The following is a 23087-nucleotide window of genomic DNA, read 5'->3' as shown; positions in this document are numbered from 1 at the left end:
CCGGAGGGGCCTGGTGTGTGGACGTAAAGCGCAGCAGTCCACACACCAGGCCCCGGAGGCCCGTCACCGCACCCACAGCCCCGCGCAGCGGACCCGCCCGCCGCAGGCGCAACGGCGACAAACCCGCACGGCGGGACAGCCGACAACGTGGGATTCACCCCGCCTCCGCAGGGGCCAGTACGCCGTCGATGATCTTCGACCACTGTGCGACGACCCGGTCGCGACGGGCCGTGTCGTCGGTCAGGAGATTGGCCAGGCCCAGGCCTCGGGCCATGTCGAGCAGTCCCTGGACGGTCTCCCGTACGCCGGGCACCGTTTCGTCGGCGTCCAGCAGGGCCACCGCCGTACGGTGCGCCTCCCGGCCGACCTTGCCCTCCAGGGCGGTGACCCGTTCGCGCAGTTGTTCCTCGTCGGAGGCGGCCACCCACAGATGCAGGGCGGCGCGGAACAGCGGTCCCGTGTAGAGGCCGACGAGCTCCTCGACGATGATCCAGGTGCGGGCCACGGAGCCGGCCGGCGGCAGGTTGTGGGCGACCGCCTTGACCGCGCCCTGCCGCTTCTCCGCGACATGTTCGACGGCCGCCGTGAAGAGGTCCTCGCGGGTACGGAAGTGGTGCTGGGCCGCGCCGCGCGAGACGCCTGCCCGCTCGGCGACCACGGAGACCGTGCTGCCGCTCCAGCCGCGCTCGGCCAGACAGGAGACGGCGGCCTCCAGCAGTTTGAGGCGGGTGGCGCGGCTGCGTTCCTGCTGGGGCCGTTTGGGGCCGCGGGCGGGGGTCAGCGCGCCCATGCCGGGGCCCGCCGTTCCAGGAAGGCGGTCATGCCCTCGTGGGCCTCGGCGGAGCCGAAGAGCCGCGCGGACTGCTCGGCGAGCGCCTCGGTGTCGCGGTCGAAGGCGGCCAGCACCTGCGCGGTGACCAGCTTCTTCGACTCGGCCAGGCCCTGCGGAGAGCCCTTGCGCAGCCCGTCCAGTACGGGGGCGAGCCCGGTATCGACGTCGTCGGCCGCGAGCGTGACCAGGCCGATCCTGGCCGCCTCCGCCGCGCCGAACTTCTCGCCGGTCAGGTAGTAGCGGCCCGCGGCGCGCGGGTCGAGTCGCGGCAGCAGCGGAAGGGAGATGACGGCGGGGGCGAGTCCGAGGCGGGCCTCGGTGAACGCGAACGTGGCGGCCGGTCCGGCCGCGGAGATGTCGCAGGCGCCGAGCAGGCCCAGGCCGCCGGCCCGGACATGCCCGGTGACCCGGGCGACGACCGGTTTGGGCAGCTCCACGATGCTGCGCAGCAGCCGGGCCAGGCCCAGCGGCCCGTCCTTCGCCGCGCCCGAGGTGGCCTCGGAGAGGTCCGCGCCGGCGCAGAACGTGCCGCCCGTGTGCGTGAGCACGACGGCACGCGTGGCGTCGTCGGCCGCGGCGTCCGCGAGCGCCCGGTCCAGTTCGGCCACCAGGCGGGTGGAGAGGGCGTTGCGGTTGTGCGGGGAGTCCAGGGTCAGGGTGGTGATGCCGTGTGCGTGGGAACGCGGCACCAGGGGTGTCGCGGGTGTGTCGGTCATCGGGCCGTCGAGCTCCTTTCCCTGGCGCGCAGTTCGCGCCGCAGGATCTTTCCGGTGGTGGCGCGCGGCACGCTCTCCAGGAATTCCACGCGGCGCACTTTCTTGTAGGGGGCGACCTGGTCGGCAACGTACGCGATGACCTCGTCCTCGCTCAGCCGGGCCCCCCGCTGCCGGACCACGAACGCCTTGGGCACCTCGTTGCCGTCCCCGTCCACGACGCCGATGACCGCCGCGTCGGCGATGGCGTCGTGACCGAGCAGCAGCGCTTCGAGATCGGCGGGGGCGACCTGGTAGCCCTTGTACTTGATCAACTCCTTGACGCGGTCGACGACATACAGCCAGCCGTCGCCGTCCGCCCGCCCGACGTCGCCGGTGTGCAGCCAGCCGTCGGGGTCGATCATCGCGTCGGTTTCGGCGGGCCGTCCCAGATAGCCCTTCATGACCTGCGGGCCGCGGATGAGGATCTCGCCGCTCTCCCCCGGCGGCACGTCCTCGCCGGTCTCCAGGGATACCAGGCGCATCTCGGTGTTGGGGATCAGTTTGCCGACGGCGCCCGGCGGCGGGTTCGGCGCGTCGAGCGGTACGACATGGGTGCCGGGCGAGAGTTCGGTCATCCCGTAGGCCTGCAGGACCGGCGGCAGGCCCAGCCGGCGGGAGCAGGCCGCGGCCAGCTCGGCGTCCAGGGGTGCCGCGGCGGAGACGAGGTACCGCAGGGAGGAGAGGTCGTAGTCGGCGACCAGGGGGTGTTTGGCCAGGGCGAGCACGATCGGGGGTGCGACATAGACGGCCGTGATGCGGTGTGTCTCGATCGCGGCGAGGAACTGCCGCAGATCGAAGCGGGGCAGCACCACGACGGTGGCGCCGTTGCGCAGCGGGGCGTTCATCAGGGCGGTCAGCCCGTAGATGTGGAAGAAGGGCAGCACGGCCAGCACCCGGTCGTCGGGGCCGTTGTCGACCAGCGGGGTCAGCTGGGCGAGGTTGGTGGCGATGCTGCGGTGGGTGAGCATCACGCCCTTGGGGGTGCCGGTGGTGCCGGAGGAGTAGGGCAGTACGGCGAGGTCCTCGGCCGGATCGAGGGTGACGGACGGTTCCGGGCCGGTGCAGGTGAGGAGGTCCTGTACGGAGCGGTGGCCCTCGGCCCGGTCGCAGACGAGGATCTCGGCGATACCGCCGGCCTGCTGTGCGGCGGCGCGGACGGTGTCCAGCAGCGCCGATACGGTCACGATCCAGCGGGCCCCGGAGTCGCCCAGCTGCTTGGCGAACTCGCCCTCGGTGGCCAGCGGATGGACGGTGGTGACCGCCGCCCCGCAGCGTGAGGCGGCGTAGAAGACGACGGGGAAGAGCACGCTGTTCGGGCTGTGCAGGGCCAGCACCTCGCCCTTGCGGACCCCGGCCGCCGTCAGGGCGGCCGCGAGCCGGCGGGTGAAGTGGTCCAGCCGGTCGTAGCCGAGGGTGGTGCCGTCGAGGCCGTCGATCAGGGCGGGCCGGTCGCCGTACTCCGCCGCCCGCCCGAGGACGGCCTCGTGGATCGGCAGCTCTACGGGTGCGACGTCGGCGTACTCGCTGTGGAAGACGTGGAACACCATGCCTGGGCCTTTCCCTTCGACGGTGGGTACGGCGGGCGGTGCGGGTACGGCGGGCCGTGCGGGTACGGCGGGGCGGGTCCGCCCGGCGGCCCGGGGGAGCCGCCGGCCGGCACGGGCGGCATGGCGCGCTCAGTACGACTTGGGCAGCCCCAGCGTCTGGTGCGAGACGAAGTTGAGGATCATCTCGCGGCTGACCGGGGCGATCCTCGCCACCCGGGCGGCGGTGATCATCGAGCCGAGGCCGTACTCCTGGGTGAGGCCGTTGCCGCCGAGGGTGTGCACGGCCTGGTCGACGGCGTGGACCGCGGCCTCGGCCGCCGCGTACTTGGCCATGTTGGCGGCCTCCCCCGCGCCCATGTCGTCGCCCGCGTCGTAGAGGTGAGCCGCCTTCTGCATCATCAACCGGGCGAGTTCCAGCTCGATATGGGCCTGGGCGAGCGGATGGGCGATGGCCTGGTGGGCGCCGATGGGCTCCTTCCACACCTGGCGGGTACGGGCGTAGTCGACGGCCCGGTCGAGGGCGTAGCGGCCCATCCCCAGGGCGAACGCGGCGGTCATGATCCGCTCCGGGTTGAGCCCCGCGAACAGCTGCAGCAGCCCGGCGTCCTCGTCGCCGACCAGCGCCTCGGCGGGCAGCCGCACGTCGTCCAGGGTCAGCTCGAACTGCTTCTCCGGGGCGGCCAGTTCCATCGCGATCGGGCTGCGGCCGAAGCCGGGGGTCTCGCGCGGGACGATGAACAGGCAGGGCTTGAGGCGGCCGGTGCGGGCGTCCTCGGTGCGGCCGACGATCAGGGTCGCGTCGGCGATGTCGACGCCCGAGATGAACACCTTGCGGCCGTTGAGGACCCAGTCCTCGCCGTCCTGGCGGGCCGTGGTCGTGATGCGGTGCGAGTTGGACCCGGCGTCGGGTTCGGTGATGCCGAAGGCCATCGTGCGGGAGCCGTCGGCGAGGCCCGGGAGCCAGGTCCGCTTCTGCTCCTCGGTGCCGAACCGGGCGAGGACGGTGCCGCAGATGGCGGGCGAGACGACCATCATCAGCAGCGGACAGCCCGCCGCGCCCAACTCCTCCAGCACGAGGGAGAGTTCGACGATGCCGCCGCCTCCGCCGCCGTACTCCTCGGGGAGATTGACCCCGAGGTAGCCGAGCTTGGCGGCCTCCGCCCAGAGTTCGTCGGTGTGCTTGCCCTCGGCCACGACTCGGGCGAAGTACGCGCGGCCGTAGCGCTTGCCGAGCGCGGCGACGGCCTCGCGCAGGGCGCGGTGTTCCTCGGTCTCGATCACAGGGTTGCTCATGGCGGTCACGGCTCCTTGTGTGCGGTGGGTGAGGTGCGGGTGGTGCGCGTAGGGAGGAGGAGGCCGGCCGGGCCCGGATCAGCCCGCGTCCGCCACGGTCTCCTCGGCCGCGGCCGTCTCAGCCACGACGGCCAGCAGGGCCCCCACCTCGACCTGCTGCCCGGTGTGTACGGGCAGTGCGGTGAGGGTGCCGGCGGCCGGTGCGGTGATCTTGTGTTCCATCTTCATCGCCTCCAGCCACAGCAGCGGCTGCCCCGCCTCGACCCGGTCGCCCTCGGTGAGGCCCGCCGCGATCCGCACGACCGTGCCGGGCATCGGCGCGAGCAGGGAGCCGGGCTCCGTACGGGCGGTGGGGTCGGGGAAGCGCGGCAGCACGGTGAAGGCGCAGGAGCCGGTGGCACCCCCGCCGGGCGGAGGCGGCGCGTCGACATGCACCCGGTCGCCGTAGCGGGCGACCGCGAACTGCCGCCGCAGTCCGTCGACTTCGAGCACCACCTCGTCCGGTCCCAGGGCGAGCAGCCGTACGCCGGGGAAGCCCTCGGCCGACAGCCCGTCCCGGCCGAGCCGGTAGCGGATCTCGTAGGTGGCGCCCGCGCAGGAGTAGGTCTTGACCTGCGGCCCGGAGGGGACGTTGCGAAAGCCCCCGAAGCGGGAGCGGCCGTGGCTGTCGGCGAGGGCCGCGGCGAGCGCGAAGACGCCCGCTGCGCCGTCGCCGGCCTTGGTCAGCGCGGCGAGGTTGCGGTCGTAGAAGCCGGTGTCCAGTGCGCCGGGGTCGGTGAACTCCGGGTGGCGCAGGGACCGTACGAGCAGCTCGCGGTTGGTGACGGGGCCGTGGATACGGGCCCGCTCCAGGGCGCCCGCCAGCTTCCGTACGGCCTCGTCGCGGCTCGGCGCCCAGGCGATGACCTTGGCGAGCATCGGGTCGTAGTGGACGCCGATGGTGTCGCCGTCGGTCACTCCGGAGTCCAGCCGGACGCCGTCGGGCAGCGCCAGCCGGTGCAGGGTGCCGGTCTGCGGCTGCCAGCCGGCCGCCGGGTCCTCCGCGTACAGCCGCGCCTCCACGGCGTGGCCGTGCGGCCGGGGCGGTTCGGCGTCCAGGGGGCGGCCCTCGGCGATGCTCAGCTGGAGGGCGACCAGATCGAGGCCGTGGACCGCCTCGGTGACCGGGTGCTCGACCTGGAGGCGGGTGTTCATCTCCAGGAAGTACGCCCGCCCGTCCGCGGAGACCAGGAACTCCACGGTGCCCGCGCCCCGGTAGCCGATGGCGCGGGCGGCCTGCTCCGCGGCCCGGTGGAGGGTGCTGCGCAGTTCCTCGGACAGTCCGGGGGCCGGGGCCTCCTCGATGACCTTCTGGTGGCGGCGCTGGAGGGAGCAGTCGCGGGTGCCGAGCGTCCAGACCGTCCCGTGCGCATCGGCGAGGATCTGCACCTCGACATGGCGCCCGCCCACGACATACGGCTCGACGAACACCTCCCCGTCCCCGAACGCGGACGCCGCCTCGGCCGCCGCCGCCGTCAACTCCCCTTCGAGTGCCGACAGTTCGCCGACCACTCGCATGCCGCGGCCGCCGCCGCCCGCCGCCGCCTTCACCAGCAGCGGCAGATCGGCCTCGGTGGCCCGTCCGGGGTCGACGGGGGCCAGCAACGGCACCCCGGCCTCGGCCATCAGCTCCTTGGCCCGCGTCTTGGACGCCATGGCCTCGATCGCGGCGGGCGGCGGCCCGATCCAGGCCAGCCCCGCGCCGGCCACCGCCGCGGCGAACCCGGCGTTCTCGGAGAGGAAGCCGTAGCCGGGGTGGACCGCGTCGGCGCCCGCGGCCCGCGCGGCCCGCACGAGCAGGTCGCCGCGCAGATAGGTGTCGGCCGGGGCGTCGCCCGGGAGCCGTACGGCGGTATCCGCCTCACGGACGTGCGGGGCGCCGGCATCCGCGTCCGAGTGCACGGCGACGGTGGAGATGCCCAGCTCACGGCAGGTGCGGAAGACCCGGCGGGCTATTTCGCCGCGGTTGGCGACGAGTACGGAACGGATCACTTCTGCCTCACATCCGGAAGATGCCGAAGCCGCCCCGCGCGCCCTCGACCGGGGCGTTGTGGAGGGCGGACAGACACAGGCCGAGGACGGTCCGGGTGTCGCGCGGGTCGATGACACCGTCGTCGTAGAGCCGCCCCGACAGGAACATCGGCAGCGACTCCGACTCGATCTGCTGCTCGACCATGGCGCGCAGCCCGGCGTCGGCCTCGTCGTCGTAGGGCTGCCCCTTGGCCGCGGCCGAGGCGCGGGCGACGATCGACAGCACCCCGGCCAGCTGCTGCGGCCCCATGACGGCGGACTTGGCGCTCGGCCAGGCGAACAGGAACCGGGGGTCGAAGGCGCGGCCGCACATGCCGTAGTGCCCGGCGCCGTACGACGCCCCCATGAGGACGGACAGGTGCGGGACCTTGGAGTTCGACACCGCATTGATCATCATCGCGCCGTGTTTGATGATGCCGCCCTGCTCGTACTCCTTGCCGACCATGTAGCCGGTGGTGTTGTGGAGGAAGAGCAGCGGAATGTCGCGCTGGTTGGCCAGCTGGATGAACTGAGCGGCCTTCTGGGACTCCTGGCTGAAGAGCACACCCTGCGCATTGGCGAGGATGCCGACCGGGTAGCCGTGCAGCTCGGCCCAGCCGGTCGCCAGGCTCGGCCCGTAGAGCGGTTTGAACTCGTCGAAGTCCGAGCCGTCCACGATCCGGGCGATGACCTCGCGCGGGTCGAACGGTGCCTTGAGGTCGCCGGGGACGATGCCGAGCAGCTCCTCCTCGTCGTACTCCGGCGGGGCGGCCGGGCCCGGATCGGGCTGCGCCTTGCGCCAGTTGAGGCGGGTGACCACCCGCCGGGCCTGGCGCAGGGCATCCGGCTCGTCCACCGCGAAGTAGTCCGCGAGTCCCGAAGTACGGGCGTGCATCTCGGCGCCGCCCAGCGACTCGTCGTCGCTCTCCTCGCCGGTCGCCATCTTCACCAGCGGCGGGCCGCCCAGGAACACCTTCGCGCGCTCCTTGACCATGATCACGTGGTCGGACATCCCGGGGACGTAGGCGCCGCCCGCGGTCGAGTTGCCGAAGACCACGGCGACGGTCGGGATGCCGGCCGCGGACAGCCGGGTGAGGTCCTTGAACAGCGCCCCGCCCGGGATGAAGATCTCCTTCTGGCTGGGCAGGTCGGCGCCGCCGGACTCGACGAGCGAGATCACCGGAAGGCGGTTGGCGAAGGCGATCTCATTGGCCCGCAGCGCCTTCTTCAGCGTCCAGGGGTTGCTGGCGCCCCCGCGCACCGTCGGGTCGTTGGCGGTGATCAGGCACTCCACACCCGCTACGGTGCCGATGCCGGTGACCAGCGAGGCACCGACCGGGTACTCGGGGGAGGCGCTGCCCCAGGCCGCGAGCGGCGACAGCTCCAGGAAGGGCGTATCGGGGTCGACGAGCAGTTCGATCCGCTCCCGGGCGAGCAGCTTGCCGCGCCCCCGGTGCCGGGCGACGTACTTCTCCCCGCCGCCCGCGGTCGCCTTGGCGTGTTCCGCCTCGACCTCCGCCAGCTTCGCGAGCATCGCCCCACGACGCTCCGCGTACTCGGCACCCGCCGGGTCGAGCCCGGTTGCGAGTACGGTCACCACAACACCTCCGGTATGTCCATGTGCCGCGCGCGCAGCCACTCCCCCACGGCCTTGGCCTGCGGGTCGAACCGGGCCTGGGCCGCGACGCCCTCGCCGAGCAGTCCGTCGACGACGAAGTTGAGCGCGCGCAGATTCGGCAGTACGTGCCGGTCGACCGGCAGTTCGGCGGTCTCCGGCAGCAGGTGCCGGAACCGCTCGACGGTCAGCTCATGTGCCAGCCACCGCCAGGCCTGGTCGGTACGGGCCCACACCCCGACGTTCGCCGAGCCGCCCTTGTCGCCGCTGCGGGCACCGGCGACCCGGCCGAGGGGCCCGCGCCGGGTCGCCCCGGCGGGCAGCGGCTCGGGGAGCGCCGCATCGGGCAGTCTCCTCAACTCCTGTGTATCGGGCGCGGGTTGGATGCCGATCCGGGTCCCGTCCGCCAGTACGGCCACATGCGGCACCTCGGCCGCGTCCACCGCCACCGCCTCGAAGACCCCGTAGGGGGTGCCCTTGCCGGGCGGCGCGGTGACATGGAAGCCGGGGTAGCTGGCCAGCGCCAGCTCGATCGCGGCGCCGCTGACCACCCGCCCCACCGCATCCTGGTCGGCGTCCCGCACCACCAGCCGCAGCAGTGCGCTGGCCTCCTCCTGGACCTCCGCGTCCTCCCGGTCGGTGCGGGCCAGCGTCCAGCGCACCTCGGCCGGGCGGTGCCCCGCCGCGTCGAAGGCCGCCGCCATCTGCCGGCGGACCAGCACGGCCTTGGCCGTCACGTCCAGCCCGGTCAGGACGAAGGTGACCTCGTTGCGCCAGCCGCCGAGGCGGGTCAGCCCGGTCTTGAGGGTCGGCGGCGGCGCCTCGCCGCGCACCCCGTCGATCCGGACCCGGTCCGGCCCCTCCTCCACCAGCCGCACGGTGTCCAGCCGCGCCGTCACATCGGGCCCGGCGTAGCGTGCACCGGCCGTCTCGTAGAGCAGCTGGGCGGTGACCGTGCCGGTGGTGACCGCGCCGCCGGTCCCCGGGTGCTTGGTGATCACCGAGCTGCCGTCGGCGGCGATCTCGGCGAGCGGGAAGCCGGGCCGCAGCAGGTCGTGGGCGCCGAAGAAGGAGTAGTTGCCGCCGGTGGCCTGGGTGCCGCATTCGAGGACGTGTCCGGCGACCACCGCCCCGGCCAGCTGGTCCAGATCCTGCGGCCGCCAGCCGAAGTGTGCCTGGGCCGCGCCGCTGACCAGCGCGGCATCGGTGACCCGCCCGGTCACCACCACATCGGCACCGGCCCGCAGACATGCCGCGATCCCCCCACCGCCCAGGTAGGCGTTGGCGGTCAGCACGCCCTCGCCCCACCCCCCGCGCGCCAGCAGATCATCGCCCTCCACATGTGCCACGCGTACGGGCACCCCGACCTTGTCCGCCAACTCCCTTACGGCATCGGCGAGTCCGGCAGGGTTCAGCCCGCCCGCGTTGGCGACGATCCGCACCCCGCGCTCGACGGCCAGCCCGAGCCCGTCCGCCAGCTGCCGCAGAAAGGTCTTGGCGTATCCGCGCGTGGGGTCCTTCAGACGGTCCCGGCCGAGGATCAGCATGGTCAGCTCGGCGAGATAGTCGCCGGTCAGGACGTCGAGAGGCCCGCCGGTGAGCATTTCGCGCAAGGCGTCGAAGCGGTCGCCGTAGAAGCCGGAGGCGTTGCCGACGCGGAGGAGGGCGGGGTCGGCCCCCAGGGGGCGTACGGGCACCGGGTCGTCCGCTCGGTGCGTGGCGTTCACGGGGCGGACGCCGCTCATGAGGCGTCGCCCGTCCCGGACGACTCCCGGCCCTTCCCCGGCGGACCCGCGAAGGCCTGGGCGATCCCCAGCCAGCGTTCCGCGTCCGCCCCTTCGGCCCGCAGGGACGGCAGATCGGCGCGGTGCGCCCGCTGGGTCACCAGCAGACAGAACTCCAGCGCGTCCCCGGTCACCCGCTGCCCGGCCTCCGGCGGCCCGTACTCCCACACGGTGCCGTCCGGCGCCCGCAGCTCGACCCTGAACTCCTCGTCGGGCGGGGTGAGTTGATGCGTCGCATAGGCGAAGTTGCGGGTCCGCACCCCGATCCGGGCGATATGCCGCAGCCGGGCGGTGGGGAGCCGGACGACACCCAGCGCATCGGCGATGTCCTGCCCGTGCGCCCAGGTCTCCATCAGCCGCGCGGTGGCCATCGACGCCACGCTCATCGGCGGGCCGTACCAGGGCAGCTTCTCGCCCGTCGGGCGTGCGGCGAGCACCCGCAGCAGCTCCTCGCGGCCGTCGCGCCAGCCGGCGAGCAGCTCGGCGGGCGGGGCCTTCGCTCCCGCCTCCGCGGCCTCGTCGACGAAGGTCAGCGGCGCGGCGAACGCCTCCTGGACGGCCCGCGCGAACCCCTCAGGGTCGGTGGCCGACAGCAGCGCCTGCCGGTCGGTCCAGGCCAGATGGGCGATCTGGTGGGTGACGGTCCAGCCCTCGGCGGGCGTCGGGGCCGCCCAGCGCTCGGCCGACAGCCCGGCGACCAGCGCGTCCAGCCCCTCGCTCTCCGCCCTGAGATCCGCCAGTACGGCGCCGGGATCGGACACGCGACACTCCCCTCATCGACCCGACTGCCGTGGCAGCGGGGCATGTTGGCATGCGGCGATGGCCGCGGCGGAGCGCTGCGGCCATGCGGTGCGGTGTGGTGCGGGTGCGGGTGCGGGTGCGCTCCGAGCGTGGCAGCGCACCCAGAAACAATCAAGCACGCATGCATGATTTTCTGTTCCGCCGCCGCCTTTGAGACATGGCCGCCGGCCGGGGGTCAGTCGGCCGTCCCCTCCGGGACGACCGGTTCGAGGCGGGTCTCGGCGGCCCGCGTGCGGGCCAACACGTCGCCGTGCTCGGCGACTTCGAGCCGGTGCCGGCGTCCGGCGGGAATGGTGACGGCGGCACCCGGGGCCCGGAGGGTGCGTTCCCGGTCACGGACAACGGGCCCGCCGCGCAACGGGAGAGGTCCGTCGGGCCGTCGTGGGCGTATGGGGGGACGTCATCCGGAGCCGGGCGGTACGAGCGTCGTCAGCGCGACCCGTACAGGCGTCGTCAGCACGCCCCGTACAGGCGTCGTCAGCGCGCCCCGTACAGGCGTCGTCAGGGCGTCGTCAGCGCGACCCGTACGGGGTGGCCCGGGGGCGTCGCAGCGGTAGGCGGCTCAGTGCGAGCCCGCCCCCGCGCTCCGTACCGCCCCCACACTCGCGACCACGACCAGCCCGATCGCCAGCACTTCGGCCCAGCCCAGCGCCTGGTGCAGGACGAGGAACCCGGCGGTGGCCGCGGCGGCCGGCTCCAGGCTCATCATCACGGCGAAGCCGGAGGCCGGGAGCTTGCGCAGGGCGAGCAGTTCCAGGGTGTAGGGCATGACGGACGACATCAGGGCGACCGCGGCGCCCAGCCCCACGGTGACCGGATTGAGCAGGGCGCTGCCCGCGCTGACGATGCCGAACGGCAGGCTCAGCAGCGCCGCGACGGTCATCGCCAGCGCCAGCCCGTCCGCCTGCGGGAAGCGCTTTCCCGTACGGGCGGAGAGCAGGATGTAGGCGGCCCACAGACCACCGGCGGCCAGCGCGAAGGCCGCGCCGGTGAGGTTGAGCCCGTCGAAACCCTCTCGCCCCAGCAGCACCACACCGCCCAGCGCCAGCGCCGCCCACACCAGGCTCAGCAGCCTGCGGGAGGTCGCCACCGAGAGGATCAGCGGCCCGAGGAACTCCAGGGTGACCGCGGCCCCCAGCGGAATGCGGTCGATCGCCTGGTAGAAGAGCGAGTTCATGCCGGCCAGTGCGACGCCGAAGGCGAGCACCGTGGCCCAGTCGCCCCGCGAGTGGCCACGCAGCTTGGGGCGGCAGACGAGCAGCAGCACCAGAGAGGCGACGACCAGCCGCAGCGTGACCACGCCCAGCGCACCGGCCCGCGGGAAGAGCAGCACGGCCACCGACGAGCCGAACTGCAGCGAGACGATCCCGCCCATGACCAGCGCCACCGAAGCGAGCCGCCCGCGCGCACCCGACGCCCCGGCGGTCCCGGCCTGGGCCTCCGCCGTCAGCACCTCGGGCGACGGCGGTACGGGATGCGGAATCCCCCCGTCCGTGGTCGGCACGGTGGGGACGGGAGAGGCAGAAACACGGCCATCGGGGTTCTCGGGCGAAGCGTTCACGCCACCACGCTACGGGGCCTTCTTCTGGTCCGTGAAATGCGCGTTTCCCTGTTGTTATGCTCCGCACGCATGAGCATCGAGCTGCGTCATTTCCGCTGCTTTCTCGCCATCGCCGACACCCTGAGCATCACCCGCGCCGCCGAGCGCCTCCATCTGACCCAGCCGGCCGTCTCCCGCACCCTGCGCCAGCTGGAGCAGGAGATGGGCGTCCGCCTCGTCGACCGCTCCACCCACCACCTCGCGCTCACCCCCGACGGCCTCTCCTTCCGCGACCAGGCCGCGATCGCGGTGACCGCCTTCGACCGGGCGCTCGGCCACGCACCCCACACCGCCTGGCCGCTCCGTCTGGGCCACGCCTGGTCGGCCGCCGGTACGGACACCACCGCCCTGCTGCGCCGCTGGCACGAGGAGCACCCGGAAACCCCGCTCGAACTCCTCCGGATCGACGACCGCACGGCCGGTCTCGCCCGCGGCGATGTGGACGCGGCCCTGCTGCGCGGCGAGGTCCGCGCCCCCGGCCTGATCACCGACCAGCTCGCCACCGAGCCCAGGGTCGCCGGGCTCGCCGCCGATGACCCGCTGGCCCACCGCACCGCCCTCTCCCTCACCGACCTGACCGACCGCACCATCGCCCTCAACACCGTCTCCGGCACCACCACCCTCGACCTGTGGCCCGCATCGGCCCGCCCCGCCTCGACGATCACCATCGGCAACACCGACGACTGGCTGGCCGCCATCACCGGCGGCCGCGCCGTGGGCGTCACCACCTCCGCCACCGCCGACATGCACCCCCACCCGTCCATGGCCTACGTCCCGCTGACCGACGCCCCGCCCGTCCCGGTGGTCATCGCCTGGCGCGACGGCCCGGGGCATCCGCGGATTCCGGACCTGGTCAGGCTGGCCCACGAGGTCATCGGGAGGACGACGGGCGGAGAGGCACCGGGCACCGGAGGAAAGGCACCGCACACCGGCTGAGGCGACGCCGGCCGCTGCGGCCCGCATCCCGGATCCCGGATCCCCGTGGGATGCAGCTACCGCCTTCGCTCCATAAGCTCGTAGGAGGAACGCTCACCGGCGGGCGGAGAGACCCACCCGGCGCCCTCCGGTGGCATTGAGCGCCGCCCGGTGCCACTCGGCGTCCCGCCGGATGCCGGGCCGGTCGCCCAGCGACGCATCACTGCGGATGCCCAAGCGTCGCTCCCGATGCCCAAGCATGCTCATGCTCCTGATGCCCTGACGTGGAGCCCTTCATGACCACACCGCGGGACCTGTTGTTCGTCGCCATGGACCTGGAATCCAGTCGCACTCTGGAGCGCGGCAGTCTGTCGCTCGCGCTCGCGGGCGCCGAGCTGATCGACCTCCTGGACGCGCAAGCCATCAGCCTGGACGGCGACCGCATCGTGCCGGGCTACCGTCCGACCGTGGCCGATCGCCTCATGGACGAGGCCGCGTCGGCACTCGACCAACAACCGCCGTACGAGTCGGTCTACGACTGGCTGTGGCGCAGAGGCCGCGGCCTCTCCACGGCCTACCTCACCGCCCTCGAGGCGGAAGGGCAGCTCACTCGGCAACCCCGCAGCCGTTGGCTGCCCTTCCGGACCGGCGGCCAGATGACGCTGGCCGATTCGCCCGAACGCCGCGGGGCGGCGAGCCGCTGGACCTCGGGCGAGCCCCTCCTCGCCGGCCTTGCGGCGCCCCTCGGAATCCGCGGCGAGCGGACAGAGGAACCTGCGGACGTGGACGACACCGCGGTGGAGACAGTGCTCGCCGCCGTCACCGACGCGGTGAACGAGCTGGAATTCGAACGCCAACGGCGAGCCATCGACGAGGAGGCCTTCAGCAATATCTGGCGGGGCCCGGGCGGATGACGACCGCACCCGTGGAGGGACGGGGCCGTCCGGTCCACGGACTGCTGGCGGCCACAGGCTTGGCCGTCGCCACAGCCTCCGTTGGGATTGCCGCCCTCGTTGTCGCCCTCGTTGTCGCCCTCATCGCCGCCGTACTTGACCGGATCGAGGCGGTATCGCATGGTGCTCTCCTCGGGTGCTGTGTCGACGCACGGTCGGTCCGCGCGTCGTCGTGCACTTGGGCGGGCCCCTCGTGGGCCCGCCCGCTCCGGCCGTGTCCTGCCCAGGGAATGACGGCCGGGGCGGGAGTTTTCGCAGGGCCGCCGCGGGTCTGACGGAACGCCGTCCCGCCGGCCGGCCCCGTCAGCGATCGCGTCGGCTACCGGTCACCCGGCCGCGGCTCGTTCAAGCCCGTACGCGGAGTGCGGTTCCCCGCCCCTTCACGGCTTCGTCCGGTGCCTCGCACGATGGCGTGCGATGAGGACATCGAAGTCGGTCACCCTGCTGAGATCCCGGGCCGCTGCGGCCTGCTTCCGGCCGCGCTCAAGGCCGTGGCACTCGGGGCACTTGTGCGTCATGGACGCGCTCGTGGGAGTACTCATCCGGCCGCCTCGACGACTTCCGCCACTGCTGCGTCTGCTGGTGCGGTCATGACCCGAAGACCTCGGCCAACTCCAGCACTTATACGACGGCGAGATCGCAGTGGTCGTGCCACCGGAGCTACTCGTTGATTTCGGCCCCAAGGAGGTCACGCGCGTGCCCAAGATCATCAACTTGGCCGAGTTCGCCCAGCTTTTCAAGACGTTCGAACATTCGGCATGGCGTCTGGAGAGCCGCCGTGGCTATGCCTCCGACCGCGAGGACGAGACCTACCGCGAGTTCGTCGAGACGGGCACTGTGACATGGGATCCCGACGACGAATGGTGCAGGAACATGCGTGCACAAACGAAAGTCGGTAAGCGCGTCGGCCGGGTGCGCATCATCGACAATCCTCCGACTACCGGCCAGCTGTACCTACTCGACAACGCGAAGCGCAACTCAGCCACAGGAGAGGAGATGCGCAACCTGTGGCGCGCCGACGCTGAGCGGCTTCAACTGCCCGCCGAAGACTTCTGGATCTTCGACTCAAGGTTCATCGCACTGCTGTACTTCGATGAGGCCGACACTCTCCTCCACGTCGAATTGATCACGAATCCCGCGGAAGTGATGCGGTACGCCCAGGCACGCGATGCCGCGCTGCATCACTCCTCCCCCTACGAAGAGTTCGCGGCGCTGGTAGCCGCAACCGAGGAGTGAGTCGTACCCGGTGAGCACGGACTACCAACAAGCGCGAGCCGCGCTCGGAGTGCGCCTGCGCGAACTCCGCATCTCGCGTCCTGGAGGCCGGCTCACCGGGCCCCAGCTGGCACAACGTCTCGGCTGGACACATTCAAAGATCTACAAGCTGGAAAACGGGAAGCAGACCGCCAGCCCGGAAGACCTTCGAGCGTGGGTAGACGCCACTGAACAGCCCGAGGCATTCACCGAGCTGTATGCGCGCCTACAAGGTTTCGAATCACAGATCCGGTCGTGGCGGCGTCAACTTGCCTCGGGACATCGTCCAGTACAAGAAAACTGGAACACCGAAGTGGCGCGGACCAAGGTCATACACGGCTGGCAAGAATCCATCATCGAAGGAATGTTTCAGACGGCCGATTACGCACGGCGCATTTTTACCCGCTACGCGGAACTCCAGAATTCTCCGCGCGACACGGATGAAGCTGTACGAGCCAGGCTACGGCGCCAAGAGCTGCTGTACCAGCCCGGCAGGAAGTTCCGCATCATCATGTGGGAGGCGGCGCTGCACGCCCGGATCTGCCCTCCCTCAGCGCTCGCCGCCCAGCTTGACCGCCTCACAGGCGTGATCGGCCTGGACACGGTAGAGCTGGGGATAGTGCCCTTCAGCGCATCGCTCAAGATTCCTGCGGCCAACGGCTTCTACGTGCTGGACAACCGGCTGGCAGTCACCGAGGACTGGCATGCAGAGTTGTGGCTGGAGGACGCAGACAGCATCGCCCTGTACCTGAACGTCTGGAACACACTCCGGGAGTCTGCCGTCTACGGCACCGAGGCGCAGAACGTGATCAACAGAGCCCGTCGGTTGCTCTGTTCCCCATGACGCCCCTTACTGGATGCACAAGGATGCGCGCATTGCCGCAGTCACCGAATTCCGAGTCGACGTACACCGAATGGCGCCACAAGGTAGGTGACGGGCTGAAACCGCTCCAGCACAGTTTGGTCCAGTTATTCCAAGAAACCCAGCTGTTCCGTATCTACTCCTCCACCCTTGTGCCCGGCCTGTTGCAGACGGAGGGCTGGAACGGTTGCTGAGCAAATCCACTACGGGGCGGCCCCGGAAGGTCCCTGAGGCCGGCCGGGGCAGCCTCTCGTCCGTGTGAAGGATGAAGCGGCAGCGGGCGGGGGCGACCCTGGAACCGGCCGTCCGCGCGGCAGGAGCCGCCACCGCAACGCCTGTTGCGGCTCGCGCGGCCACGGTCCCACCGTCACCTCTCCGCGGGGCACGACCGCGCCGCATCCGGTGACCCCACGCGTCACGCCCTCCCGGACGCCGGGAGCCGCGGTGCGCACGACGCAGAAAGGATCACCATGAACTCCCCGAGGCCGCACTCCGTCGCACCGTCCGGCGGAGATCTCCGCCATCCGCACCTCCGGCGGGCGCTGCGCAGCACCAAGGTGCTCGTCGGCTGCTACGCCGTACTCAGCGGGCTCACGCTCCTCGCCATCATCCTGCTGCGTCACCACCCCGACCTCGTGACCGACGCCGTGTGGGTGCGCGCGTCCATCGTCGTCGCGACCTCCCTGCTCATGGTCTCGTTCGCGGCGCGGACGGGCCGTGGCCACAGCCGGTCCTATCTGCGGCTGCGGTTGGCGTCCGGCGTCATGCTGATGGCCATCGCGGTCATCGTCGCGCTGCCCGGCGCCTTCCCGGTGTGGCTGAAGGCCGAACAGACCCTGTGCGGGGTCCTTTTGCTGGGTGTCGTGGTGATCGTGAACAGCAGGCGGATGCGGTCGGCGTTCGCCACCGGGTAGCGGCGGGCCCACGCCACTCCTCGACGCCCGCAGGCCACGGTGCCGGAGCCGACGACGTCCCCGGCACCGCCCTCACGGCCCCCCGGCGCGCCCCGCAGCCCCGCAGCACCGCAGCACCGTCGCGGCGGCCCGGCGGATGGCGGCCGCCGCGGCCCTCGCCTCAGGTGCTCTCCTCCCCCAATGCCTCCCCCAACGCCTCCGCCAGCACCTCCGCCAGATGCCGTCCCGGCCGGTCGCCCAGCTGATCGAGCTGGGTCCGGCAGGAGAAGCCGTCGGCGAGGACCTCCGTCCCCTCGGGGGATTCCCGTACGGCGGGGAGGAGTTGGTCCTCCGCGCAGGCCACCGACACGTCGTAGTGGCCGCGCTCGAAGCCGAAGTTGCCCGCGAGACCGCAGCAGCCGCCGGTCAACTGGCCGGTGAGACCGGCGCGTTCGCGCAGGCGGCGGTCGGCCGCGTCGCCCAGGACGGCGTGCTGGTGGCAGTGGGTCTGGCCGGCGACGGGGCGGTCGATGCGCGGGGGCTGCCAGTCGGGGGCCAGTTCCTCCAGGGCCTGCGCGAAGGTCCGTACGGAATCGGCCAGTTGGGCGGCCCGGGGATCGTCGGACAGGAGTTCCGGGAGGTCCGTGCGCAGGGCGGCGGCGCAGCTCGGTTCGAGGACGACCAGGGGGTGGCCGTCGCGGAGCAGGGGGCTGAGGGTGTCGACCGTGCGGCGCATCACCGCGCGGGCCTGGTCGAGCTGGCCGGTGGAGACGTAGGTCAGGCCGCAGCACAGGGGGCGGTGGCGGCGCGGCAGCGGAGGGGACCCGGCCGGGCGCGGGGGTGCGGTCGGGGGGAGGAGGGGGCGCAGTCCGGCGGCCTCCAGGACGCGTACGGCGGACCGGCCGACCTCCGGGGAGAGGTGGTTGGTGAAGGTGTCGGGCCAGAGGATGACCGTGCGGCCGGAACCGGAAAGGGCCTCGGGGGCCGCCGTCTTCCGGCGGCGCCACCACCAGCGGGTGAAGGTCTCGGTGGCCAGCTCGGGGATCGGGCGCTCGGGCGCGATCCCGCCGAGGCGCTTGCCGACGGCGGCCAGCGGTGTACGGGCGAGGGCGTTGAGGGCGGGTGCGACGGGGGCCGCGGCGTGCAGCCACTGGGGGAGGCGGCCCATGGAGTAGTGCGCGGCGGGGCGCCGCCGGCCCTCGTAGTGGTGATGCAGGAACTCCGCCTTGTAGGTGGCCATGTCGACCCCTACGGGACAGTCGCTGCGGCACCCCTTGCAGGACAGGCAGAGGTCGAGGGCATCGCGTACCTCCGGCGACTGCCAGCCGTCCGTGATCACCTCGCCGGCCAGCATCTCGTGCAGCAGCCGGGCCCGGCCGCGGGTGGAGTGCTGCTCCTCGCCGGTGGCCCGGAAGGACGGGCACATGACGTCCGTCGAGCCCGGACCGGTCGCGGCGTTACGGCACTTGGCGACGCCGACGCAGCGCCGTACGGCCGCGGAGAAGTCCCCGTTGTCGTGCGGGTAGCCGAACTCGACCGGGACCGGGCGCTTGGGCAGCAGCTCGAAGCGGAGGTTCTCGTCGAGCCGTGCGGGACGGACGAGCATGCCCGGGTTGAGCCCGGCGGCCGGGTCCCAGAGCGACTTGAACCGCTCGAAGAGGCCGACGAGTTCCGGGCCGTACATCTTCGGGAGCAGTTCGGCGCGGGCCTGGCCGTCGCCGTGCTCGCCGGAGAGCGAGCCGCCGTGCGCCACCACCAGGTCGCCCAGGTCGTAGGAGAACTCCCGGAAGCGGCGGATGCCGGGCTCGGTCAGCAGATCGAAGTCGATACGGACGTGGATACAGCCGTCGCCGAAGTGGCCGTAGGGCGTGCCGCGCAGGCCGTGCTGGGTCAGCAGGGCGCGGAAGTCCCGCAGGTACGGGCCGAGCCGGTCCGGCGGTACGGCGCAGTCCTCCCAGCCGGGCCAGGCCTCGCTGCCGTCGGGCAGCCGGGTCGCGGTGCCGGAGGCGTCCTCGCGGATCCGCCACAGGGCGCGCTGGCCGGCCGGGTCGGTGAAGACGGTGTGGTCGGTGGCGCCGTCCGCGGCCGCCGCCCGGCAGAGCGCCTCGGCCCGTGCCGTCGCCTCGCCGGGGCTCGCGCCGCCCATCTCCACGAACAGCCAGGCGCCGCCCTTGGGCAGTCCGGCCGCGCTGCCCACGAGGTCGGCGGCCATCCCCTCGACGGTCATCGGCCGGTGCGGCAGCAGGGTGTGCGCCGCCTCGGCCGCCGCGCTCTCGTCGGGGTAGCCGAGGATGGCGAGGGCCCGCGCCGCCGGAGTCTCCACCAGGCTCACGGTGGCCTCGGTCAGCACGCCGAGGGTGCCCTCGCTGCCGGTGAGGGCGCGGGCGAGGTCGGTGCCCGCTTCCGGCAGCAGCGCGTCCAGGGCATAGCCGGAGATCCGGCGGGGGAGGTCGGGGTAGCCGGTGCGCAGCAGCGCCAACTCCGCGTCGACCAGGGCCTTGACGCCGTCCCGCAGCCGCGGGGGCAGTCCGGTGGGGGCGCCGGTGGGGCCGGTGCCGCGGCCGGCCCGCACCCGCTCGCCGCCGTACGTCAGCAGCTCCAGCTCGCGGACGCTGTCGGCGGTGGTGCCCCAGGCCACCGAGTGCGAGCCGCAGGAGTTGTTGCCGATCATGCCGCCGAGGGTGCAGCGGCTGTGGGTGGAGGGGTCGGGTCCGAAGGTCAGTCCGTGCTGTCCGGCCGCCGCCCGCAGGTCGTCCAGGATGACGCCGGGCTGGACGACGGCGGTGCGGGCGGCGGGGTCCAGTGACTCGATCCGTCGCATGTGCCGGGTGAAGTCCAGCACCACACCGGTACCGGTCGCCTGCCCGGCGATACTGGTCCCGCCGCCGCGGGGCACCACCGGCACCCCGTGTTCCCGGCACACCCGCAGCGCTGCCGCCACGTCCTCGGCGTCCCGGGGCGCGACCACCGCCTTGGGCACCCGCCGGTAATTGGACGCGTCCATCGTCATCAGTGCCCGGTCGGCCGCGGCGAACGAGACCTCCCCCCGTACCGCGGCCGCCAACTCCTTCGCCAGGTTCCGCTTCTCCGTCTCCGTACGATCAGCCATGTCTCCAGCCTGCCCACTGGAGCGGGTTCATGGGGGATCGACGGGGCCGTGAGTTGGGGTCGGTGGCCGGGGCCGGTCGGGGGCGGTGGTGAGCGGTCAGCCGTGAGCGGGGGCCGGTGTCCGGCCGGCCGCTGCGGCCCCGGACGGGTGGAAGCGGAAGACGTTCTCCGGGTCGTGGCGGGCCTTGAGCCCGGCCAGCCGCCGGTGGTCGTCGGCGTCGTGCACACTGCGTGCCACCTCCGCGGCGTCCGGCCGCTCCCCGTGCGGGCCGAAGAGGAAGTTCACGCTCCGGCCGATCCGCCAGGGCTCGACGGCGGCCAGCGCCTCGGCGTGCAGCGCCCGTACGGTCGCGAGGGCGGCATCGGGTCCGTCGGCGCACGGCTCATCGGAGCCAGGCCCGTCGGAGCGGTGCGCATCGGAGCCGGACCGGTCGGCGCCGGACTCATCGCCGGTGCCGTCGCCGGACTCATCGCCCGTATCCGATCCGATCAGCGGCGACAGCAGCCGCAGCGCGAACCGGGCGTCCCGGTGGCCGACGGCACCGGCCACCTCGTCCGGCCCGCCCCGCCGCGCCATCGCACCCCCGAGATGGTTGAGCTGGACCACGCACATCGTCGGCGCGTCCGGCCCGGTCAGCGCGGCCACCCGGTGCAGCGCGGCCGCGTCCAGCCCGCTGAGCAGCGCATTGTCACCGTCGTAGGCATGCGGATCGCTCGGGTCCCGGTGGATGGTGTGCGACTCGGCGTACGGCATCTCGCGCAGCTCGTCACTCACCCGGGGCCCCACCGCCCGCAGCGGTGCCACCAGCCGCTCGCCCTCCTCGGCGCTCCCCGTGTAGGCGATCCGGATCTGCGCGAGATAGCGGCCGCGCAGCGGCTCGGGCAGCTGCGGGAGGTCCGGGTAGGCGATCAGCGCGAGCGACGAGGTCAGCTCGTCCGGGACGGTCGCGGTCCAGCGCAGATACGCGGCCGACGCCTCGTCGAGCTGCTCGCCGCCGAACACCAGCTGCCCGCCGTACAGCCGGGCCACCGGCACCAGCCCGAACTCCATCGCGGTCACCACCCCGAGGCCGTGGCCGCCGCCGAGCAGCGCCCCGAACAGCTCGGGATCGCTGTCCGCGGTGACCTGCCGCTGCCGGGCGTCGGCGGTGACGAGGTCGACGGAGCGCACCTGGTCGGCGGCGAAGCCATAGGTACGAGCCAGCACCCCGACGCCGCCGCCGAGGGTGTACGCGATGACGCCGACGCCCGGGGAGGAGCCATTGAGCGGCGCGAGCCCGTACGGGGCCGCCGCCTCGATGACCTGCCCCCAGACGGCACCCGCCTCGACCCGCGCGGTACGGGCCGCCGCGTCCACCCGCACCCCGTCCATCCGCCGCGTACTGATCAGCAGCCCGCCGTCGGTGGCCGCGGATAGCCCGTGCCCGGTGGCCTGGACCGCGACCGGCAGACCCTGGGCGCGGGCGAAGCGCACGGCGGCGATGACGTCCCCGGCGCACTCCGCACCGACGATCACGGCCGGCCGGTGCCGGTACGCCCGCTGGAATCCGGACCGTTCGGCGTCGTAGGCGTCGTCGCCGGGGACGAGGACGGGGCCCTGGGACTCGGGGATGAGGGTGTGCAGGGCGGCGGGGTCGAGAGCGGGGGCGTGGTGCGTCCGTGAGAGGTCGTTGATCTCCATGCCGCGCACTCTGCCGCGATAACTTGACACCTGCCGTCATATATAAATGCGCCTGTGAAATCGGACCGGCTCCTCTCGATCCTGCTGCTCCTGCAGACCCGCGGCCGGGTGCCGGCCGGGGAGCTCGCCGAGCGGCTGGAGGTATCCGCCCGGACCGTCTACCGCGATATCGAGTCGCTGTCGGCGGCCGGAGTGCCGGTCTACGCCGAACGCGGCCGGCACGGCGGGATCGCGCTGCTGCCCGGCTTCCGTACGGATGTCACGGGGATGACCACCGACGAGGCGCGCGCCCTGTTCATCCTGGCCGCGCAGGGTGCGCACACCGCGCTCGGGCTGGACGAGGCGCTCGGCTCGGCGCTGCGCAAGGTGATGGCGGCGCTGCCGGCCCCGCACCGGCCGGCCGCTGAGCTGGCCGGCAGCCGCATCCTGGTCGACCCGGACAAGTGGATGAGCGGCCCGCGCCCCGCCGTCGACCTGGACGAACTCCACACCGCCGTCTTCACCGACCGACGGCTGCGCATCCGCTACCGCCACAGCGGCGAGACCCGACTGCGGACGTACACCGTCGACCCCTACGGGCTGGTGGCCAAGGCCGGAACCTGGTACCTCGTCGCGGACCGGCGCGGCGGACCGCAGCTCTTCCGGGCCGACCGGGTGGCGTCGGCGACCCTCACCGACGCCCCGGTACGGCGCCGCGCGGGCGTCGAGCTCGCCGAGGTCTGGCGGCAGCTGCGGCGGCAGGTGGAGGAGCGGCCCGCGGGCGTCAGGGTGACCGCCCGGATCCGCCGCGACCGGCTCGACCTGGCCGTACGGATCCTCGGCGGGGCGCTGACCGGGCCGCCGCGTACGGGTGACGGCGAGGACTCAGGCGACGGCGAGGAGGCCTCAGGGGACAGCGAGGACGCGGGAAACGGCGAAGGCGCCGGGAGCGGGGACCGCGAGGGCTCCGGGGCCGACGAGGGCTCCGGGGCCGGCTGGGCCACCATCGAGCTGGCCTACCCGGTCCTCGGTGCCGTCCGTCAGCTGCTGCAGTTCGGCGACTCCCTCGAAGTACTCGACCCGCCCGAGGCCCGCCGGGTGATGGCCGAGGCCGCCGCCGCCCTCACCGCCGTCTACGCGGCGGACACCCCGTCCCGATAGCGCCC

Annotated in this window: 18 protein-coding genes and 1 pseudogene; 7 read left to right on the top strand and 12 right to left on the bottom strand. The window is 72.8% G+C overall.

Features of this window, described 5'->3' with window-relative positions:
* Positions 1 to 154 precede the first annotated feature (154 nt).
* From ACGFWI_RS36435 to ACGFWI_RS36395, 9 genes are all read right to left on the bottom strand, one after another.
* Positions 155 to 790 carry a TetR/AcrR family transcriptional regulator gene (locus ACGFWI_RS36435; RefSeq protein ID WP_393910365.1) on the bottom strand — a complete coding sequence of 212 codons (636 nt, stop codon included), beginning with the start codon at positions 788 to 790 and terminating at the stop codon, positions 155 to 157.
* Complete coding sequence (locus ACGFWI_RS36430) at positions 778 to 1548, bottom strand: enoyl-CoA hydratase family protein (protein ID WP_393910364.1); 771 nt, start codon at positions 1546 to 1548, stop codon at positions 778 to 780. Before ACGFWI_RS36430 ends, ACGFWI_RS36435 begins: the two co-directional genes overlap by 13 nt.
* Positions 1545 to 3134 carry a 4-coumarate--CoA ligase family protein gene (locus ACGFWI_RS36425; RefSeq protein WP_393910363.1) on the bottom strand — a complete coding sequence of 530 codons (1590 nt, stop codon included), beginning with the start codon at positions 3132 to 3134 and terminating at the stop codon, positions 1545 to 1547. Before ACGFWI_RS36425 ends, ACGFWI_RS36430 begins: the two co-directional genes overlap by 4 nt.
* A 129-nt stretch (positions 3135 to 3263) precedes the next feature.
* Positions 3264 to 4427 (bottom strand): acyl-CoA dehydrogenase family protein, encoded by a 1164-nt coding sequence (locus ACGFWI_RS36420; RefSeq protein ID WP_393910362.1) that lies wholly within the window; start codon positions 4425 to 4427, stop codon positions 3264 to 3266.
* Between the two features lie 78 nt (positions 4428 to 4505).
* Entirely contained in the window at positions 4506 to 6458 is a 1953-nt protein-coding gene (locus ACGFWI_RS36415) for a biotin carboxylase N-terminal domain-containing protein (RefSeq protein ID WP_393910361.1), read from the bottom strand.
* A gap of 7 nt (positions 6459 to 6465) precedes the next feature.
* On the bottom strand, positions 6466 to 8073 hold the full coding sequence (locus ACGFWI_RS36410; RefSeq protein WP_393910360.1) for an acyl-CoA carboxylase subunit beta: 1608 nt from the start codon (positions 8071 to 8073) through the stop codon (positions 6466 to 6468).
* The gene (locus tag ACGFWI_RS36405) at positions 8070 to 9836 is read right to left on the bottom strand and encodes an acyclic terpene utilization AtuA family protein (RefSeq protein WP_393910359.1); all 1767 of its coding nucleotides are present in this window, start codon (positions 9834 to 9836) and stop codon (positions 8070 to 8072) included. The genes ACGFWI_RS36410 and ACGFWI_RS36405 overlap by 4 nt, the downstream gene beginning before the upstream one ends.
* Entirely contained in the window at positions 9833 to 10636 is an 804-nt protein-coding gene (locus ACGFWI_RS36400) for a TIGR03084 family metal-binding protein (protein ID WP_393910358.1), read from the bottom strand. Before ACGFWI_RS36400 ends, ACGFWI_RS36405 begins: the two co-directional genes overlap by 4 nt.
* Positions 10637 to 11238: 602 nt before the next feature.
* On the bottom strand, positions 11239 to 12129 hold the full coding sequence (locus ACGFWI_RS36395) for a DMT family transporter (RefSeq protein WP_393910366.1): 891 nt from the start codon (positions 12127 to 12129) through the stop codon (positions 11239 to 11241).
* A 177-nt stretch (positions 12130 to 12306) separates the two neighbouring features.
* Here ACGFWI_RS36395 and ACGFWI_RS36390 point away from each other — a divergent pair, with 177 nt between their 5' ends.
* The gene (locus tag ACGFWI_RS36390) at positions 12307 to 13212 is read left to right on the top strand and encodes a LysR family transcriptional regulator (protein ID WP_393910357.1); all 906 of its coding nucleotides are present in this window, start codon (positions 12307 to 12309) and stop codon (positions 13210 to 13212) included.
* Between the two features lie 93 nt (positions 13213 to 13305).
* Here the strand turns inward: ACGFWI_RS36390 and ACGFWI_RS36385 are convergent, their stop codons facing one another.
* A complete protein-coding gene (locus tag ACGFWI_RS36385; protein WP_393910356.1) occupies positions 13306 to 13428 on the bottom strand; it encodes a hypothetical protein in 123 nt (40 codons plus the stop codon).
* A 59-nt stretch (positions 13429 to 13487) separates the two neighbouring features.
* Between ACGFWI_RS36385 and ACGFWI_RS36380 the strand changes: the two genes are divergently transcribed.
* From ACGFWI_RS36380 to ACGFWI_RS36360, 5 genes and pseudogenes are all read left to right on the top strand, one after another.
* Entirely contained in the window at positions 13488 to 14105 is a 618-nt protein-coding gene (locus tag ACGFWI_RS36380) for a GPP34 family phosphoprotein (protein ID WP_393910355.1), read from the top strand.
* 735 nt (positions 14106 to 14840) lie between these two features.
* Complete coding sequence (locus ACGFWI_RS36375; RefSeq protein ID WP_393910354.1) at positions 14841 to 15380, top strand: DUF6879 family protein; 540 nt, start codon at positions 14841 to 14843, stop codon at positions 15378 to 15380.
* Between the two features lie 10 nt (positions 15381 to 15390).
* Positions 15391 to 16242 carry a helix-turn-helix domain-containing protein gene (locus ACGFWI_RS36370; protein WP_393910353.1) on the top strand — a complete coding sequence of 284 codons (852 nt, stop codon included), beginning with the start codon at positions 15391 to 15393 and terminating at the stop codon, positions 16240 to 16242.
* A pseudogene (locus ACGFWI_RS36365) lies at positions 16239 to 16442 on the top strand (transcriptional regulator); the annotation flags it as partial. The gene ACGFWI_RS36370 and the pseudogene ACGFWI_RS36365, both read left to right, overlap by 4 nt.
* 288 nt (positions 16443 to 16730) lie before the next feature.
* Positions 16731 to 17174 (top strand): hypothetical protein, encoded by a 444-nt coding sequence (locus ACGFWI_RS36360; RefSeq protein WP_393910352.1) that lies wholly within the window; start codon positions 16731 to 16733, stop codon positions 17172 to 17174.
* A gap of 160 nt (positions 17175 to 17334) precedes the next feature.
* Here the strand turns inward: ACGFWI_RS36360 and ACGFWI_RS36355 are convergent, their stop codons facing one another.
* Together ACGFWI_RS36355 and ACGFWI_RS36350 are read right to left on the bottom strand one after the other, a co-directional pair.
* Positions 17335 to 20262, bottom strand: coding sequence for an FAD-binding and (Fe-S)-binding domain-containing protein (locus ACGFWI_RS36355; RefSeq protein WP_393910351.1), 2928 nt, complete (start codon positions 20260 to 20262; stop codon positions 17335 to 17337).
* 96 nt (positions 20263 to 20358) lie between these two features.
* Positions 20359 to 21942 carry an FAD-binding oxidoreductase gene (locus ACGFWI_RS36350; protein WP_393910350.1) on the bottom strand — a complete coding sequence of 528 codons (1584 nt, stop codon included), beginning with the start codon at positions 21940 to 21942 and terminating at the stop codon, positions 20359 to 20361.
* A 54-nt stretch (positions 21943 to 21996) separates the two neighbouring features.
* Here ACGFWI_RS36350 and ACGFWI_RS36345 point away from each other — a divergent pair, with 54 nt between their 5' ends.
* A complete protein-coding gene (locus ACGFWI_RS36345; RefSeq protein WP_393910349.1) occupies positions 21997 to 23082 on the top strand; it encodes a helix-turn-helix transcriptional regulator in 1086 nt (361 codons plus the stop codon).
* Positions 23083 to 23087 lie beyond the last annotated feature (5 nt).

Source organism: Streptomyces sp. NPDC048434 (assembly GCF_043200375.1).
Taxonomy (GTDB): Bacteria; Actinomycetota; Actinomycetes; order Streptomycetales; family Streptomycetaceae; genus Streptomyces.
This window is presented reverse-complemented; position numbering and strand designations above follow the sequence as displayed.